Raw genomic sequence first — 16,924 nt, 5'->3', positions numbered from 1 at the left:
TAAGGTACAATAGAAGGGACGGCGAGAGATGCGTGTTTTTGTCTATGATGAAGATCACGTCTTTCGCCCTGTACCCATTCATATCTGAGGAGGAAAAGGAACTTATGGCGAAATTTGAAAAGTTTGAGCTCCCAACTGAAGGCGAAAAAATTACGATTGAGAACGGTCAACTACAGGTTCCGAATCATCCGGTTATTCCGTTTATCGAAGGCGACGGCACAGGCCGCGACATCTGGAAAGCATCCAAGCGCGTACTGGACGCAGCTGTAGATAAAGCATATAACGGTTCCAAAAAGATTGCCTGGTATGAAGTATTCGCTGGTGAGAAAGCTTTCAATACATACGGCGAGTGGTTGCCTAACGATACTTTGGAAGCCATCCGTGAGTATATTGTAGCCATCAAAGGGCCGCTTACGACACCGATTGGCGGCGGCATTCGCTCTTTGAACGTGGCATTGCGTCAAGAGCTGGATCTGTACGTATGTCTGCGTCCTGTTCGTTACTTTAACGGTGTTCCGTCTCCGGTGAAGCGTCCTGAATTGGTAGACATGGTTATTTTCCGTGAGAATACCGAGGATATTTATGCTGGTATTGAGTATGCCGAAGGCTCCGAGGACGTGAAAAAAGTCATTCAGTTCCTCCAACAAGAGCTGGGTGTGAACAAAATTCGTTTCCCAGAAACGTCAGGTATCGGGATCAAGCCGGTTTCCTCCGATGGTTCAAAACGTCTGGTACGTGCAGCCATTCAGTATGCTGTTGACCACGGACGCAAGAGCGTAACGCTCGTACACAAAGGCAACATTATGAAATTTACCGAAGGTGCCTTCAAAAACTGGGGTTATGAAGTGGCTGAGGAAGAATTTGCAGATAAAGTATTCACTTGGGCTCAATATGATGCTATCAAGGAAAAAGATGGTGAAGATGCGGCAAATGCAGCTCAAAAAGCAGCTGAAGATGCAGGAAAAATTATCATCAAGGATGCGATCGCTGACATTGCACTGCAACAAGTGCTGACTCGTCCTTCCGAATTTGATGTTATTGCTACACTGAACCTGAACGGAGACTATCTGTCCGATGCGCTGGCTGCTCAAGTCGGTGGAATTGGTATCGCACCAGGTGCGAACATTAACTATGTAACTGGGCATGCTATCTTTGAAGCTACACACGGCACAGCGCCAAAATATGCTGATAAAGATGTCGTAAACCCTGGTTCCGTTATTTTGTCCGGCGTGATGCTGCTTGAGCATTTGGGCTGGCACGAAGCGGCAAACCTGATTTACAAAGGACTGGAAACGTCCATTAATAAGAAAATCGTAACTTATGACTTTGCCCGTCTGATGGAAGGCGCTACACAAGTGAAATGCTCCGAGTTCGCAGATACCATTATTAGTAACCTGTAGAGAGGGGAATGCCACGTGACCATTCAACGCAAAAAAATATCCATTGTTGGCGCCGGTTTTACCGGTGCCACTACCGCATTGCTGCTGGCCCAAAAAGAGCTGGGTGATATCGTTCTGATCGATATTCCGCAACTTGAGAATCCGACCAAAGGCAAAGCGCTTGATATTTTAGAGGCCAGTCCGGTCCAGGGATTTGACAGCCAGGTCACAGGCACTTCCAATTATGAGGATGCAGCCAACTCGGATATCGTCATTATTACAGCGGGGATTGCGCGAAAACCAGGCATGAGCCGTGACGATTTGGTAAATACGAACGCAGGGATTGTAAAATCCGTATGTGAAAACGTGAAGAAGTACGCGCCAGATTCTATCGTCATTATTCTGAGTAATCCGGTCGATGCCATGACCTATACCGCATACCAGACGCTTGGTTTCCCGAAAAATCGGGTCATCGGCCAATCTGGTGTGCTGGATACAGCTCGGTATTGTACCTTTATTGCACAGGAACTGAACGTATCCGTCGAAGACGTGCGTGGCTTCGTATTGGGTGGTCACGGTGATGATATGGTGCCGCTGGTACGCTATTCCAGCGTTGGTGGTATCCCTATCGAAACCCTGATTTCGAAGGAACGTATCGAAGCGATCGTACAGCGGACGCGTGTCGGTGGCGGGGAGATAGTTAACCTGCTGGGCAACGGTAGCGCATACTATGCCCCGGCAGCCTCGCTTACGCAGATGACAGAAGCGATTGTAAAAGACAAAAAACGTATTATCCCGGTCATTGCCTATCTGGAGGGAGAGTACGGCTATCAGGACTTGTTCCTCGGCGTACCGACACTTCTTGGTGGTAATGGTATCGAAAAGGTGTTCGAGCTGGAATTGACCGACGAGGAAAAAGTAGCGCTTGATCAATCCGCCGAATCGGTTCGTAATGTAATTAAAATAGTGACCGTATAGGTTCGATTTTCTACTAAAACGGTATACTTTTATTTGAAGAGGTGTCCCAAAGCCATAGTCATGGCCGACGGACACCTCTTTAAATAGAATATAAGTAATCTATTTGTTTTCTTCCTTTTCCTTTAATGTTGAAAATTTCAGCTTGGATTTGCTGGCACTGGCGGAGCGGACGGAACGATTGCGGACAAGCGTAAGCGCTCGCCTTTGTCTCCGGATTTATACCATATCAAATATATTCAATAAAATCCGGAGACAACAGTGATGGTAGCAACGTTCCGTTCGCGGAGCCTCTCCAGCACCCACTCAAGCTGAAACTTTTCTCACCGTCCTCCTTTGCTTTGTCCTGCTTCCCCGGTATAATAGATTTCGTATGCATTGATAGTGTACATAGAAAAGCATGTCCCAAAACACTGAAATGATGACAGTCAGGTAAACAAAGAAATGGAGGTTGTAAACTATGTTTTTTATTCACATGATCGGATCGCTGGCGCTGGGTTTTTATATATTGCTCCCCTTTGTAGTTGGCAAAATCGACAAGCTGGCCCCCGCCGTGCAGGAAGGGACGATATCGGCTGTTCAGCTATTGAACCGTTTGGCTCAATTTGCAATGATCATTTTGCTCGTTAGCGGCATCTATATGATTTTTGCTTGGGGTCCATATTCCGTCGCATGGATCGTCGTCGTTTTGCTGCTGTTTCTGGGTATCTCCGGCATCGCAGGTGCTATGGGCAAGCCGTTACGTTTATCGCTGGAAGCGATTCGTAACCAACAGCCCATTACGCAATACGCTGGAAAAATGCGCATGTTCAGTACATTGCTTGCGGTATTTCTGATTCTCATCACGTTTTTAATGGTATACAGCCATATTATTTAATTAAGTATTTTGCGAGTGGCTGTAATCGAATGATGTCAAATGCTAAATTGAAAAAAGCGGTTTGTGCTGAATAAGCACAAGCCGTTTTTTTGTGCGTCCAACGAACTTCATACTCCTTTTTCGTTTAACGTACAAGCTCGTGTGGTAAATCAGGAGTAGAGTGGATACAAATGTTGCATCCTATAAGATATCTAATCTTGAAAGGAGAATGCACGATGGCCAAAAGCAATCAGACCCAACAAACCTTGCCCCCGCAGCACCAAGAACAGCAACCGGGGATCGAGTCCAAAATGTCGCCTGCACCTCAGTTTGAGAAGTCAACCTATAAGGCGGCTGGCAAGCTAACAGGCAAAGTCGCACTCATTAGCGGTGGAGATAGTGGAATTGGACGCGCTGTAGCTGTTACGTACGCCAAGGAAGGTGCTGACGTAGCTATCGTCTATCTGAACGAGCATAAGGATGCAGAAGAGACGAAGCGTCAGGTAGAGCAGGAGGACCGCAAATGCGTGCTGATCCCCGGCGATATCGGAGATGACCAATTTGCCAAAAAAGCGGTTCAGCAGACGGTTAACGAGCTGGGCAAGCTGGACATTGTCGTGAACAATGCCGCAGAGCAGCATCCACAGCAAAAGCTGGAGGATATCACGAAAGAGCAGCTGGAGCGTACATTCCGCACGAACATTTTCGGCATGTTCTTCCTGACGCAAGCGGCATTGCCGCATTTGAAGAAAGGCAGCGCAATTGTTAACACCACGTCGATTACGGCCTATGCCGGGAACAAGACACTCATTGATTATTCATCCACCAAAGGGGCGATTACTTCATTCACCCGTTCTCTTTCGCTCAATTTGGTCGATCAAGGCATTCGGGTAAACGCTGTCGCGCCGGGGCCGGTCTGGACACCGCTAATCCCTTCGACCTTTGATGCCAAGACCGTCAGTGAGTTCGGAGGCGCGCAGCCGATGAAGCGTCCCGGTCAGCCGGAGGAATTGGCACCAGCCTATGTGTACCTTGCCTCGGATGATTCATCTTATGTCAGCGGACAGGTCATCCATATCAACGGCGGCGAAGTCGTCAACGGATAAGAGAGAGGTTGGGGCAGCGTGTGCCCTGACCTTTTTTCCTGTTTAACAGTGGAACAAAAAGCAGGTAGCCTGTAGAATGGGACTTAACTTACAAAGCTGTTATGATCATAAAAATTTCTACTCAACTAAAGGATGGGCATATTTATGAAGTCGTTTCGTTTCAGGCTTACCTTGATTATGCTGATTCTGATCGGCGTATCTGTCCTGGCTGCCGGAATCACCATGGGACAAATTTTTAAAAACTCGAACATGAAGGTGCTTGAGGAAAATATGGGGCGTGAGATCGACCTGCTTCGGGCTACATTTCCTTTTGTCAACGCAGATGCTCTTTCCAGTACCGATTACGTCTCTTACTATTCGGAAAAGGCAAAGGAAATTGCACGTCTGACGGACTCACGGGTGACCTTCATTCGCAAGGATGGAACGGTGGTTGGTGATTCACTAAGTGATCCGCGCAAGATGGAGAACCATGCATCACGTGAAGAAATCCAAGAAGCCGCGTCCGAAGGAATCGGACGAACGATACGCTACAGTGAAACTTTGCAGCGAAATATGCTGTACGTGGCAGAGCCTGTCGTATCCGACAAGGGGTTCGACGGATATATCCGTTTGTCCATGAATCTGAAAGCAGTAGAGGAAGGTGTGCAGCGCGGCTGGACGGCAATTGGCATTGGTCTGGTCTTGTTGTTCCTTGCCGCTGGATTGGTCAGTTACCGTATCGCGCGTGGCCTAACCTCGCCTATTGAGCATATTACAAGCGTAGCCAATCGTATTTCCGGGCTGGATTATGACGCAAGAGTTGGCATACAGCGCCGGGATGAGGTAGGGCAGTTGGGGGAAGCCATTAACCGTATGGCGGACAGCCTGCAAAACCAAATGAAGACGATACGTGATAATGAGGATTTGCTTCAGAGCGTCATGAGCAATATGACCGGAGGGATTCTCATGATTGATGCCGGGGAGCGGATTGCGCTTGTGAACCGTGAGTCTGAGCGGATGCTCGGTGTCACTAGCAAACGGGTGACGGACAAGCCGTATCATGAGCTGAAAAAGCACTACGAGCTGACGAAGCTGATTGAGGGTAGTATACAAAGCCGCGAAAGACTGCACGGTGAGGTTCATCTGTATAATCCCGAGGAACGGCTGATTTTGCTCGATGGTGTGCCGATGTATGAGGATGAAGGCAGATATCGCGGCATGCTGTTCCTTTTGCAGGATATTACAGCTATTCGGCGGCTGGAAAATATGCGGAGTGAATTTGTGGCGAATGTTTCCCATGAGCTAAAAACGCCGATTGCCGCAGTCAAGGGCTTTGCTGAAACGTTGCTCGGCGGCGGAGTTAAGGATGAGGAAACATCCCGTTCCTTTTTGCAAATTATTTATGATGAAAGCGAACGGCTAAATCGGCTGATCGGCGACATTCTGGAGCTGTCCAAAATTGAATCCAAGCGTTCTCCGCTGGATTGCTCTCCGGTTCATGTATCCTCGTTTATAGAATCATTGCTGGAAAAATTGAATAATGTAGCTGCGAAAAAAAGAATTACACTGCATATGGACGTCCCGGATGAACTGTTTATGGAGGCGGATGAAGATAAGCTCCAGCAGATTTTTGTAAACCTTCTGTCTAATGGCATTAACTACACACTCGACGGTGGCAAGGTGAAAATCAAGGTTGTAACTGTACAGCGGGAGAATGATACGGAGAAGGTCGTATTTACGGTTAGCGATACGGGCATCGGGATTCCAAAGAAGGACCTGCCGCGCATCTTTGAGCGCTTTTACCGGGTAGACAAAGGTCGTTCGCGCAACTCGGGTGGAACAGGCCTGGGATTGTCCATCGTCAAGCATTTGGTGGACCTGCATCATGGGGTGCTTTCCGTAGAAAGTGAGCTTGGTTTGGGCACCACATTTACAATCGAATTGCCGTTGTTGCAACAGGAAGAATGAACTAGATCGGTTTTTACATTCTGTTAACAATGCCGTGATAAAATATACGGGTGTCGCATGAGTATGGAAAAGATTTTGGAATTTTGACCAATGCGCCTTTAAAAGGTAAACAGGAGATGAATTTATTTATGGGACAACGCTTGCTGGTTATTGAGGATGAACCAACGCTTGCCAGATTGCTATCCTACAATTTGATACAAGAGGGTTTTGAAGTAGATACGGAGGATCACGGCAGTGCAGGGTTTGAAAAAGCCTCCAGAGAGTCCTACGATTTGATCCTGCTGGATTTGATGCTGCCCGGTATGAACGGACTGGATATTTTGAGCAGACTACGCCATCAGGGACTGACAACACCCATCATTATTTTAACGGCCAAAAACGGCGAAGCCGAGGTTGTCCAAGGATTGAAATCAGGAGCAGATGATTATATTACGAAGCCTTTCGGTGTTTCCGAGCTGCTGGCCCGCGTAACGGCGGTACTGCGTCGTACTTCCGGGGGGGATGAAGGCGTGCTGTCCGATCAGAAAGACGGCTCCAAAATTCAATTAGGCGAGCTGGAGATTTATCCTGAAAAATATGAAGTGATTCTCGGAGGACAATCCATCAGCTTAAGGCCCAAGGAATTTGAGGTGCTCCTCTACTTGTCCCGTAAGCCGGGCGTGGTATTGACTCGCGACGATCTGATGAACGCGGTTTGGGGCTTCGACTACATTGGCGGTCAACGGACGGTGGATGTGCATGTTAGCTCATTGCGCAAGAAGCTGGAGCTGGATCCCGATTCGGTTCATATTGATTCGATTCGCGGAGTCGGATACAAACTGGTTGTTAATAAAAAAAGAAGCGCTTCTCATTTGCTATAAATGAGGAGCGTTTTTCTTTATGTTCGATTTTGTATGCGACGATTTTTGTGTCCATTTCGTGATTTTACATTTCGTTAACATAAACAAACGTTACAATCAACAAATGACCGATATGATGTTCCCGTCACTTCAAGTAGTCAAAAAAAGGGGACTTCAGAACGATGATAACGGAACCAAAGACCCAGCCGAGTTCCACTGCCGTGATTGAACGTGAATCTAACAAGCCAATTACTACCTACGTGCCTTGCCGGGAGGTTCCGATCATTGGTACGGATATGTCTTGTAAAGAGCTATTAGCACTTATGAAAACGCAGGAAGACATTCCTTGCGTCATTGTCATTGATAAAAATGGCCTTCCGTTGGGCATTATTATGAGAGATGCGTATAACCGCCATTTTACGGGCAGGTTTGCTGCGGCTCTGTTTTATGACAAGCCTGCGGCCATATTTGCCGACCCCGATACATTAATTGTGGATCTGGAAAGCCTGGCATCGGACATTGTAGAGCAGGCGATGCTGCGCGAAGATCAACGATTTTACGATTGCCTGCTGATTAAGGAAGGTACGCGGTTGCTTGGCGTACTGACCATTCGTGATATTTTGTCCGTCGTTCAGCGAATGCAGAGAGAGGCGGACGAGCATCGGGGTAACGTGGTTCGGCATAGCTATGATGGTGTCCATCGGATTCAGACAACTGTGCTGGATGCCGCTAAAGAGGCTGGTGACAGTGTGCGTCTAACTCGTTCGATGAGTGAATTATCCCGCCGTGGCAAAATGGAACTGGAAGATGTTCTGCTCTCCTATCGGGCAGTCACAGAGCAAATGAAGCGTCAGCATGAGCAGATTACAGCGCTAACTCAATTGCTGAATGACATTGCAGGCATGGCTTCCTCCATCCGCGGACTCGCGGATCAAAGTGGACTGCTGGCGATCAACGCATCGATAGAAGCAGCACATGCTGGAGAACATGGGCGTGGCTTCCAGATCGTATCTCAGGAGGTGCGGAATATGTCACTCCAAACGAAAGCCTTTTCCGCACAGATTACAAGCTTGCTTACGGATATTGAACAAATGCTGCGTGATACTGCCGATCTGACGGATACGAGCATGCAGCAGATTAATACCGGCTCACGGTATATATCCGCTGGAACCCAAACGTTTACCCAACTGTTGCAGGCCGTTGCTGAAATTGAGACCAAAAACAACGATGTGTCTCGTTCCGCAGAGGAAGCGGCTTTGAATGCAGCCGGGATTGCACAGGAGCTGGAGCTTATGCTGAATCCCTGATCATTTTACATACCGTTAACAAATACACCACACTGAATTTACACACAGCTTATATAATCTTCATATTGTGCAAATCAGGTGCAATGCTTGAGGACCATAACTGCAACACGAAGGAGATCATAAATCAATGAATGATTCCGTTATTCGGATTGATAAGCTGAACTTGTATTATGAGAATTTTCACGCGCTGAAACATATAAACCTGGATATTCCTGAAAAAACGGTAACAGCCTTCATCGGACCGTCCGGCTGCGGTAAATCTACTTTGCTGCGTACGCTGAATCGGATGAATGATATGATACCGGGAACGCGTATTGAAGGTACGGTGAGTATCGCAGGTCAGGATATATATGGCGATACGATGGAAGTAGAAGCTCTGCGCAAGCAGGTGGGGATGGTTTTTCAACAGCCTAATCCGTTTCCTAAATCTATTTATGATAACGTGGCATACGGTCCGCGTCTGCATGGAATCCGGCAAAAGGACAAGCTGGACGAACTTGTTGAGCAAAGCTTGCGGCAGGCGGCACTCTGGGAAGAGGTTAAGGACTTTCTCAAGCGTTCAGCCCTGAGCTTGTCCGGCGGACAGCAGCAGCGGCTGTGTATTGCTAGGGCGCTTGCTGTGCAGCCAGATATTTTGCTTATGGATGAGGCAACGTCAGCGCTGGACCCGATCTCCACGATGAAGATTGAAGAACTGGTTCAAGAACTGCGTGACAGATATACGATCGTCATGGTGACGCATAACATGCATCAGGCGGCTCGTGTGTCTGGCCGTACTGCGTTTTTCTTGAACGGTGTCGTGGTAGAGGCGGCGGATACAGAGACGATGTTTTCTACGCCGCAGGATTCCCGTACGGAAGATTATATTTCCGGCCGATTCGGCTAAAGCCAACCAGATAGTAATGCCAGGAGGGGTGACTTCGAAATGATACGCAGAAAAGGTTTTGATGAAGGATTAGATGAGCTGAGAGCCGTACTGCGCGAAATGGGTGCACATGTATCGAAGGCACTCGATCAGGCCATTGAATGTTTGCAGACCAAAAATACAGAATTGGCCCAGCAGGTGGTCAAAAATGATGCATCTCTCAATGCACTGGAAGAGAACATTCTCGATATGGGCTCCAAGCTCATTATTACCCAGCAGCCGGTAGCCAAGGATTTACGCCGGATCATTGTTGCTTTTAAAATTTCCAGTGATCTGGAAAGGATGGGGGATTTGGCACTCGATATTGCCAAGGTCACGCTGCGTCTGGAAGGGCAGCAGGTCATCAAGCCGCTGGTGGATATTCCGCAGATGGCTGCGATCGTCAAAGAAATGATTGACGACGCAATTACATCCTATCTGGATGAAAATACAGATTTGGCTTATAAAATGGCCAAAGAGGATGATCGTGTAGATTCCATGTATAGCCATATGATCAGCAATCTGTATGTGTTTATGGTAGAAAAGCCTGAGGAAGCTCCACAAGGCATGCTGCAACTGCTCGTCGGACGATATATTGAACGGATTGGTGACCATGCGACGAATATCGGTGAAAGCACTGTATATCTCGTGACAGGGGAGCGACCAGATTTGAACCAGTAGGGCTTTTTAGGTATATAGCGGTTGTTTCTGACCCAGACTTGTCTTTGTGCAAAAGGCGAATCTGGCTAGGAAGCAGCCGTTTTTTTCTGAAAAAGGAGCCTTTATGTTAAGATAGGAAAAGGAATGCGTAAAGCGAAAGAACCTTTCGATGCATTGATGAACTTGCGAGGTGCTAAATGGATAAACTCATGCTTATAGATGGCAACAGTATCATTTACCGGGCGTTTTTCGCTATGCCTCCGTTAACAAATTCGAGCGGACAGCAGACGAACGCGGTGTACGGATTTACAACGATGTTGCTGCGGCTTTTGGAGGAGCACAAGCCGACACATATACTGGTTGCCTTTGATGCCGGAAAAATAACGTTCCGCCATAAAGGATACGAGGATTACAAGGGTGGACGCGAGAAAACGCCGCCTGAGCTGTCCCAACAATTCCCGCTGCTGAAAGAGCTGTTGACTGCCTTCGGCATTGCCCAGTTTGAGCTGGATGGCTATGAGGCGGACGATATCATTGGAACCCTGTCTAAAACCGCGGACGAAGCTGGTTTTAACGTGCTGGTGGTTACCGGAGATAAGGATATGCTTCAGTTGGCTTCGGACAACGTCACTGTCGGCTTAACCCGCAAAGGGGTTACCGAGGTGGAGACGTACGGACCTGAGCAGATTCAGGAGCGTTATGGCTTGAAGCCGTTGCAAATCATCGATCTCAAAGGTCTGATGGGCGATACGTCGGACAACATTCCCGGGATTCCGGGTGTGGGGGAAAAGACAGCGCTCAAGCTGCTGCATCAGTATGGATCGGTCGAAGAGGTGCTGGCACATACGGATGAGCTGAAAGGAAAAATGAAAGAGCGCGTCGAAACGCATGCAAATGATGCACGGATGAGCAAGGATTTGGCGACCATCTATCGGGATGTAACGCTGGACAAGCAGCTGGAAGATGTTGTATTCGACGGGCTGCAAGCAGAAACGGCGGGACCTGCTCTGGCGAAGCTGGAGTTCAAGTCCTTGCTGGAGCGGTTATCCTTTTCGGGCGAGGTTGGCAGTGCAGGAATGGGCGTAGAGGAAGCCTCTGCTGACGTGACCGTACTGGACGAACAGCGGATTAGCGAGCTGGTAAATGTACTGGATACTGTGGATCTGCTGCATGTGGAGACCCATGGCGATAATCCGCATCATGCTGAAATTGTGGGGCTGGTATTTGGCGTAGCGGGACGACAGTTTTTTATGACCTTGGATGTACTGCAAACTGATGCAGCCAAGCCTGTCCGCGAATGGCTCGCCGATGCTGGGTGCAAAAAACGGGGGTATGATCTGCACCGTACAGATTTAGCTCTGCATTGGCACGGGATCGAATTTGCCGGGGCAGAGTTCGATGTGCAGTTGGTCGGATATTTGCTGGACCCAACGGATGCGAACCAGTCACTAAGCGGATTGGCAGCCAAATATGGCTTGTCTTCGATTCGTCCGGACGATGAAGTATTCGGCAAAGGCGCTAAATATAAAGTGCCTGATGTGGATGTGCTGTCCGATCATGTGGCGCGCAAGGCGGCGGTGATTGAAGCGCTGGTGCCTGTACAGCAGGCCGAGCTGGAAAAAACGGAAATGCACAAGCTCTTCCATGAGCTGGAGATGCCGTTGTCCCGCATTTTGGCGGATATGGAGAAGCAGGGCATTTTGGTGAATGTGGAAGAACTGCGCGCTTTGGGTAAAGAATTTGAAGCCCAGATTGAAACGCTGGTACGCGAGATTTACAGCATTGCCGGTGTGGAGTTCAATCTGAATTCGCCCAAGCAGCTAGGTGAAATTTTGTTCGATAAGCTGGGCCTTCCTGTTATTAAAAAGACGAAAACCGGGTATTCCACCGATGCCGAGGTACTGGAAAAGCTCGCCCCATATCATGATATTGTGCAAAACATTTTGCAGTACCGTACCATTGCGAAACTCCAATCCACGTATGTGGAAGGATTACTTAAGGAAATTTCGGATAAAACGGGCAAGCTGCATACGTATTTCCGGCAGACGGTTGCAGCAACCGGACGATTGAGCAGTCAATTCCCGAATTTGCAAAATATCCCTATTCGTCTGGAAGAGGGACGTAAAATCCGTAAGGTATTTGTGCCGTCCGAGCCGGGTTGGTCTATTCTCGCAGCGGACTATTCACAGATCGAGCTAAGGGTGCTGGCTGACATTTCGGATGATGAGCGATTGAAAGAAGCCTTTGTCCACGACATGGATATCCATACAAAGACGGCGTCTGATGTGTTCGGCATCCCTGCGGAAGACGTAGATTCTAACATGCGGCGTTCTGCCAAGGCGGTTAACTTCGGGATTGTCTACGGGATCAGTGATTACGGTTTGTCGCAAAACCTGAATATTACACGCAAGGAAGCGGCTCGCTTTATTGACCAATATTTTGACGTGTTCCAGGGCGTTCGTCGTTACATGGATGATATTGTGAAGGATGCAAAGCGGGACGGATACGTAAAAACGCTGCTGGAACGCAGACGTTATTTGCCGGAGATTAACGCCAGCAACTTCAACCTGCGCTCATTCGCGGAGCGTACCGCCATGAACACGCCGATCCAGGGTACCGCAGCCGATATTATCAAGCTGGCGATGGTACAGGTGGACGCGGCTCTTCGCGACCGTAATCTTCGCAGCCGTATGCTGCTTCAAGTACATGATGAGCTTGTTTTCGAAGTTCCGCCGGAGGAATTGGAAACGATGAAAGAGCTTGTCCCGGCTACGATGGAAGCGGCGCTGAAGCTGTCTGTACCGCTCAAAGCGGAAGTTAGCTATGGAAGTAATTGGTACGAAGCGAAATAAGTTATTTCAACGAGTAGATAGTCCCAATTTAACGCTGCTTCCGTTATAATATAGGGTGAGGTGAAGACATCATGCCGGAATTACCGGAAGTAGAAACGATTAAACGAACGTTAAACGAGCTTATCGTCGATAAACATATAGATCATGTGACCGTGAATCTGCCGCGCATTATTCAGCGACCTGATGATATACACGCTTTTGCTATGGAATTGGCTGATCATCGCATTACAGGAGTGGAGAGACGCGGGAAGTTTTTGCGGATTCTGCTGGACGGGCTGGTGCTCGTTTCCCATCTCAGAATGGAAGGACGGTATGGCCTCTATTCGCAAAATGATCCTGTGGAAAAGCATACTCACGTTATCTTTCATTTTACGGATGGTACGGAATTACGTTATCAGGATGTTCGCCAATTCGGCACGATGCATTTATTTGCGGAAGGACAGGATTTGCTGGAAAAGCCGCTGAACAAGCTCGGTTTGGAGCCGATGGACGAGTCCTTTACACCGGAGGCACTTCGTGCCGCTGTGGGGACCCGTTCGACTTCGATCAAGGCTGCGCTGTTAAACCAGTCATATGTCGTGGGCATCGGGAATATTTATGTGGATGAATCATTGTTTAAGGCGGGGATACATCCGGCACAGCCAGCCAAAAGCTTGGATGGCAACCAATTTCGTGTGCTGCATGAAGCTATTATCTCCACATTGAGCGCGTCGATTTTGGTCGGAGGCTCGTCCATCAAATCATTCGTCAACGGACAAGGCCAATCGGGCGACTTCCAGCATCAATTGCAAATCTATGGACGTAGCGTTAAGCCTTGTGTTAACTGTGGTACATTGATCGAAAAATCCGTCGTAGCCGGACGTGGTACCCATCATTGCCCGGTTTGCCAACCTCTTCGTTAAACAGGTACAGTCACCCAAAGCCCATTCCTCTCATATATTGATTCCAAGTACCAATACTGCGAAGGGTTCCGGCTGCTGTAGGGCCCTTCCTTCGCAATGGGAGGGAATTGGAGTGGCTAATCATTGGGGAGCCCTGCTGCTGCTGGCATTTGCGCTAAGTCTTGACAGTTTCGGAGTCGGTGTTACATATGGGCTACGCAAAATGAAAATTCCACTGCTGTCCATTGTCATCATTTCAGTATGCTCAGGTTTGGTCATTGGCATATCCATGCAACTAGGCGCATTATTGTCCCAGGTTCTGTCTCCTGTATATACGACGGTTTTTGGCGCTGTTATTCTGATCGGGATTGGCTGCCACTCTTTGTATCAGTCCCTGCATCGCAAGGAAGATCTGATTGATGATCCTGATCCTGTGAGCAGAAATGTTCTGGAGGGTGAGAAATCTTTAGAAGTACAAGAGGAACGGACCTTATTTTCTTTGGAATTCCGCAAATGGGGTCTCGTTATTCGGATTCTCCGAAGTCCGTCTGCTGCAGATATGGACCGTTCAGGCAGTATATCCGCTACGGAGGCGATTTGGTTAGGTATCGCCTTATCGGTAGATGCGTTCGGTGCAGGATTGGGAGCAGCTATGCTGGGCTTCCAGCCACTCGCTACCGCGCTGGCTATTGCATTATTCAGCGGGACATTTTTGATTGCAGGTATGAAAGCAGGTTTCTGTCTGTCGGCATTCCGATTTATGAAGGCGCTGGGTGTGTTACCGGCATTATTATTGATTATGATGGGCATATTGAAGCTGTTATGAGGTGAAAGAGCATGAATATCGGATTAACCGGAGGTATTGCTACCGGTAAAAGCACCGTGTCGGCTCTATTGGTCGTCAAGGGTGCGTTGCTGATCGACGCAGATGCTATTGCCCGGGAAGTGATGCTTCCGGGGCACCCGGTGCTGACGGCGGTCATACAGCATTTTGGACAAGCTGTGATGAACAGTGATGGGACTCTGCACCGCAAAAAGCTGAGCGAGATTGTATTTGGAGACCCTGTCCAGAGGCAGGCGCTTAACGATATTACACATCCTGCGATTCGTGAGGAAATGCGTATGCGTATGGAATCTTACGAGCAGGAACATCCGAACAAGCTTGTTTTAGCGGATATCCCGTTACTGTATGAGTCCGGGCTGGAGAGCTTGTACGATGAAATTATGGTGGTATACGTACCACGCGATGTGCAGCTCCGGCGTTTGATGCTCAGAGATGGATTGACCGAGGAACAAGCCGGACTTCGGTTATCCGCGCAAATGGATATTGAACAAAAAAGAAGCCTGGCCGATATCGTCATCGATAATAGTGGAACACAGGCTGAAACAAAACAGCAAATTGATCAATTCTGGCAGCGAAAGGGACTGGCATGAATATTTTGCGCAAAAAAAGAGTCCTGCTGACTTTGTTTGTTGGGTTTGTCTTGATTCTGTTTTTTAATTCAAACTGGATGTCGTGGTTCTATCCGATTCAATATAAGGATGAGATCCGGCAATACTCGCAGACGTATGAAGTGGACCCGTTTTTGGTGGCGTCCATTATCCGTGTTGAGACGAACTTTAAGACCAGCAAGCAGTCACACAAGGGTGCACTGGGACTCATGCAGATCATGCCCGATACGGCGAATTGGATTATGGACAGCGCTCAGATCCAAAAGGTTCCGCTGGATAGCGTCAAGCACGAGCCAGGCACCAACATTGAGCTGGGAACCTGGTATGTGCATAACCTGTCGGTGAAATTTAAGGATAATCCGGTAGCTATCGTTGCGGCTTACAACGCAGGCCCCGGTAAAGTGCAGGAGTGGCTGGATAAGGGCGTATGGGATGGGAAAGAACAATCCATCAAGCAAATCCCTTTTGGCGAGACACGACATTATGTACAGCGGGTTATTTACTACTACAGGCAATACACAAAAATTTATAATCAGTTTTAACGGATGACGAGGCTGCGTGTAAATATGTCATGACAGAATGAGCCTGGTGGCATTAAAATGAAAAAAGCGCAGGACAGGCTGTTTTTAGCAGCCCGTCCATACACTTTTTCTTGTTTCTTCTGCGTTATTACCGCGATTATTGGTATTGACCTGCCAATTGTTGTTCGGCGATCGTTACGAGGCGTTTTGTGATGTAGCCCCCGATCGAACCGTTCTCATAGGAAGTCATGTTACCTTGGTATCCATCTTGAGGAATGCTGATACCCAGCTCTTGAGCGATTTCATATTTCATTTGCTCCAGAGCGCCGGAGGCTTTGCTGACTACCAGGTTGTTGGAGTTGCCATTGTTTCCTTGTGCCATTGTTGTTCACCTCCTCGCGACGTGGTAAACATATTATGAACCGTTTTGACAAAATTATTACGAAAAAGTATAGGGAATTTATTGGAAAAAGGAAGTGGTGAATTTATGAAATGTCCTTACTGTGCCTACAATGGAACAAAGGTACTGGACTCTCGGCCTGCGAATGACAACAAGTCCATCCGCCGCCGCCGCGAATGCGAGCAATGTGCCAGGCGTTTTACCACCTTTGAAATGGTGGAGGAGACTCCACTGATGGTCATTAAAAAGGATGGCAGCCGTGAAGAATTCAGCCGTGATAAAATGCTGCGCGGTCTCATTCGGGCCTGCGAGAAGCGTCCTGTATCTGTCGAGCAACTGGATATGATCGTATCCCAGGTGGAAAACGCTATCCGCAACACAGCCGCTACTGAGGTGGACAGCCAGCAGATCGGCGAACTGGTCATGGAACAGCTCTATCCTGTTGATGAGGTTGCCTACGTGCGCTTTGCGTCCGTATATCGGCAGTTCAAAGACATCAACATGTTTATGAAGGAACTGAAAACACTTTTATCCAAAGATACAGCCAGCGACTAGATCGCTGACTGTATCTTGGTTGATGGTGGAAGGGTAATTATAATTTTTTTATTAAAGTATTGACACAGGGATGAAAATTTTATATGATATAGGAGTCGCTTGAAACGTTTTTAATTACATATAATGGGGCCTTAGCTCAGCTGGGAGAGCGCATCGCTGGCAGCGATGAGGTCAGGGGTTCGATCCCCCTAGGCTCCACCAATTTTATATTATGGACTCTTAGCTCAGTTGGTAGAGCAGTTGACTCTTAATCAATTGGTCCAGGGTTCGAGTCCCTGAGAGTCCATCCT

Annotated in this window: 16 protein-coding genes and 2 tRNA genes; 17 read left to right on the top strand and 1 reads right to left on the bottom strand. The window is 48.1% G+C overall.

The genetic code is table 11. The features are described 5' to 3' along the window. Positions 1-104 precede the first annotated feature (104 nt). The 14 genes from icd (at position 105) to ABH897_RS03075 (ending at position 15,700) form a co-directional block, all read left to right on the top strand. Positions 105-1,400 carry an NADP-dependent isocitrate dehydrogenase gene (gene icd, locus ABH897_RS03140; RefSeq protein ID WP_404581373.1) on the top strand — a complete coding sequence of 432 codons (1,296 nt, stop codon included), beginning with the start codon at positions 105-107 and terminating at the stop codon, positions 1,398-1,400. Between the two features lie 15 nt (positions 1,401-1,415). Beyond that, positions 1,416-2,357, top strand: a complete 942-nt coding sequence (gene mdh, locus ABH897_RS03135; RefSeq protein ID WP_044648769.1) for a malate dehydrogenase — start codon at positions 1,416-1,418, stop codon at positions 2,355-2,357. Between the two features lie 457 nt (positions 2,358-2,814). After that, a complete protein-coding gene (locus tag ABH897_RS03130; RefSeq protein WP_404520686.1) occupies positions 2,815-3,231 on the top strand; it encodes a hypothetical protein in 417 nt (138 codons plus the stop codon). 215 nt (positions 3,232-3,446) lie between these two features. Next, positions 3,447-4,316 carry an SDR family oxidoreductase gene (locus ABH897_RS03125; protein ID WP_283655364.1) on the top strand — a complete coding sequence of 290 codons (870 nt, stop codon included), beginning with the start codon at positions 3,447-3,449 and terminating at the stop codon, positions 4,314-4,316. 144 nt (positions 4,317-4,460) lie between these two features. After that, the gene (pnpS, locus tag ABH897_RS03120; RefSeq protein WP_404581375.1) at positions 4,461-6,263 is read left to right on the top strand and encodes a two-component system histidine kinase PnpS; all 1,803 of its coding nucleotides are present in this window, start codon (positions 4,461-4,463) and stop codon (positions 6,261-6,263) included. 128 nt (positions 6,264-6,391) lie between these two features. Continuing rightward, a complete protein-coding gene (locus tag ABH897_RS03115; protein ID WP_010349065.1) occupies positions 6,392-7,123 on the top strand; it encodes a response regulator transcription factor in 732 nt (243 codons plus the stop codon). 161 nt (positions 7,124-7,284) lie between these two features. Continuing rightward, positions 7,285-8,409: a methyl-accepting chemotaxis protein gene (locus ABH897_RS03110; RefSeq protein ID WP_283655366.1), complete on the top strand. Its 1,125-nt coding sequence runs from the start codon at positions 7,285-7,287 to the stop codon at positions 8,407-8,409. 127 nt (positions 8,410-8,536) lie between these two features. Then, positions 8,537-9,295: a phosphate ABC transporter ATP-binding protein PstB gene (gene pstB, locus ABH897_RS03105; protein ID WP_283655367.1), complete on the top strand. Its 759-nt coding sequence runs from the start codon at positions 8,537-8,539 to the stop codon at positions 9,293-9,295. 39 nt (positions 9,296-9,334) lie between these two features. Continuing rightward, the gene (gene phoU, locus ABH897_RS03100; protein WP_283655368.1) at positions 9,335-9,994 is read left to right on the top strand and encodes a phosphate signaling complex protein PhoU; all 660 of its coding nucleotides are present in this window, start codon (positions 9,335-9,337) and stop codon (positions 9,992-9,994) included. Positions 9,995-10,170: 176 nt separating this feature from the next. Continuing rightward, a complete protein-coding gene (gene polA / locus ABH897_RS03095) occupies positions 10,171-12,825 on the top strand; it encodes a DNA polymerase I (protein WP_283655369.1) in 2,655 nt (884 codons plus the stop codon). Between the two features lie 71 nt (positions 12,826-12,896). After that, positions 12,897-13,727: a DNA-formamidopyrimidine glycosylase gene (gene mutM, locus ABH897_RS03090; RefSeq protein WP_283655370.1), complete on the top strand. Its 831-nt coding sequence runs from the start codon at positions 12,897-12,899 to the stop codon at positions 13,725-13,727. A gap of 112 nt (positions 13,728-13,839) precedes the next feature. Further along, entirely contained in the window at positions 13,840-14,532 is a 693-nt protein-coding gene (ytaF, locus tag ABH897_RS03085; protein ID WP_283655371.1) for a sporulation membrane protein YtaF, read from the top strand. Positions 14,533-14,543: 11 nt separating this feature from the next. After that, complete coding sequence (gene coaE, locus ABH897_RS03080; RefSeq protein ID WP_283655372.1) at positions 14,544-15,140, top strand: dephospho-CoA kinase; 597 nt, start codon at positions 14,544-14,546, stop codon at positions 15,138-15,140. After that, entirely contained in the window at positions 15,137-15,700 is a 564-nt protein-coding gene (locus tag ABH897_RS03075) for a lytic transglycosylase domain-containing protein (RefSeq protein ID WP_044647073.1), read from the top strand. The genes coaE and ABH897_RS03075 overlap by 4 nt, the downstream gene beginning before the upstream one ends. Positions 15,701-15,836: 136 nt before the next feature. Here the strand turns inward: ABH897_RS03075 and ABH897_RS03070 are convergent, their stop codons facing one another. Beyond that, positions 15,837-16,061 carry an alpha/beta-type small acid-soluble spore protein gene (locus ABH897_RS03070; protein ID WP_137062459.1) on the bottom strand — a complete coding sequence of 75 codons (225 nt, stop codon included), beginning with the start codon at positions 16,059-16,061 and terminating at the stop codon, positions 15,837-15,839. A 105-nt stretch (positions 16,062-16,166) separates the two neighbouring features. On the opposite strand from ABH897_RS03070, the gene nrdR reads away from it, so the two are divergent. From nrdR to ABH897_RS03055, 3 genes are all read left to right on the top strand, one after another. Continuing rightward, complete coding sequence (gene nrdR / locus ABH897_RS03065) at positions 16,167-16,634, top strand: transcriptional regulator NrdR (protein WP_013309614.1); 468 nt, start codon at positions 16,167-16,169, stop codon at positions 16,632-16,634. A gap of 125 nt (positions 16,635-16,759) precedes the next feature. Next, positions 16,760-16,835, top strand: a tRNA-Ala gene (locus ABH897_RS03060). 12 nt (positions 16,836-16,847) lie between these two features. Beyond that, positions 16,848-16,920, top strand: a tRNA-Lys gene (locus ABH897_RS03055). Positions 16,921-16,924 lie beyond the last annotated feature (4 nt).

It is taken from the genome of Paenibacillus sp. RC73, assembly GCF_044908085.1.
Classification (GTDB): domain Bacteria; phylum Bacillota; class Bacilli; order Paenibacillales; family Paenibacillaceae; genus Paenibacillus; species Paenibacillus terrae_A.
The sequence above is the reverse complement of the archived record's forward strand: the minus strand, read 5'-3'. Positions and strand labels throughout refer to the sequence as shown.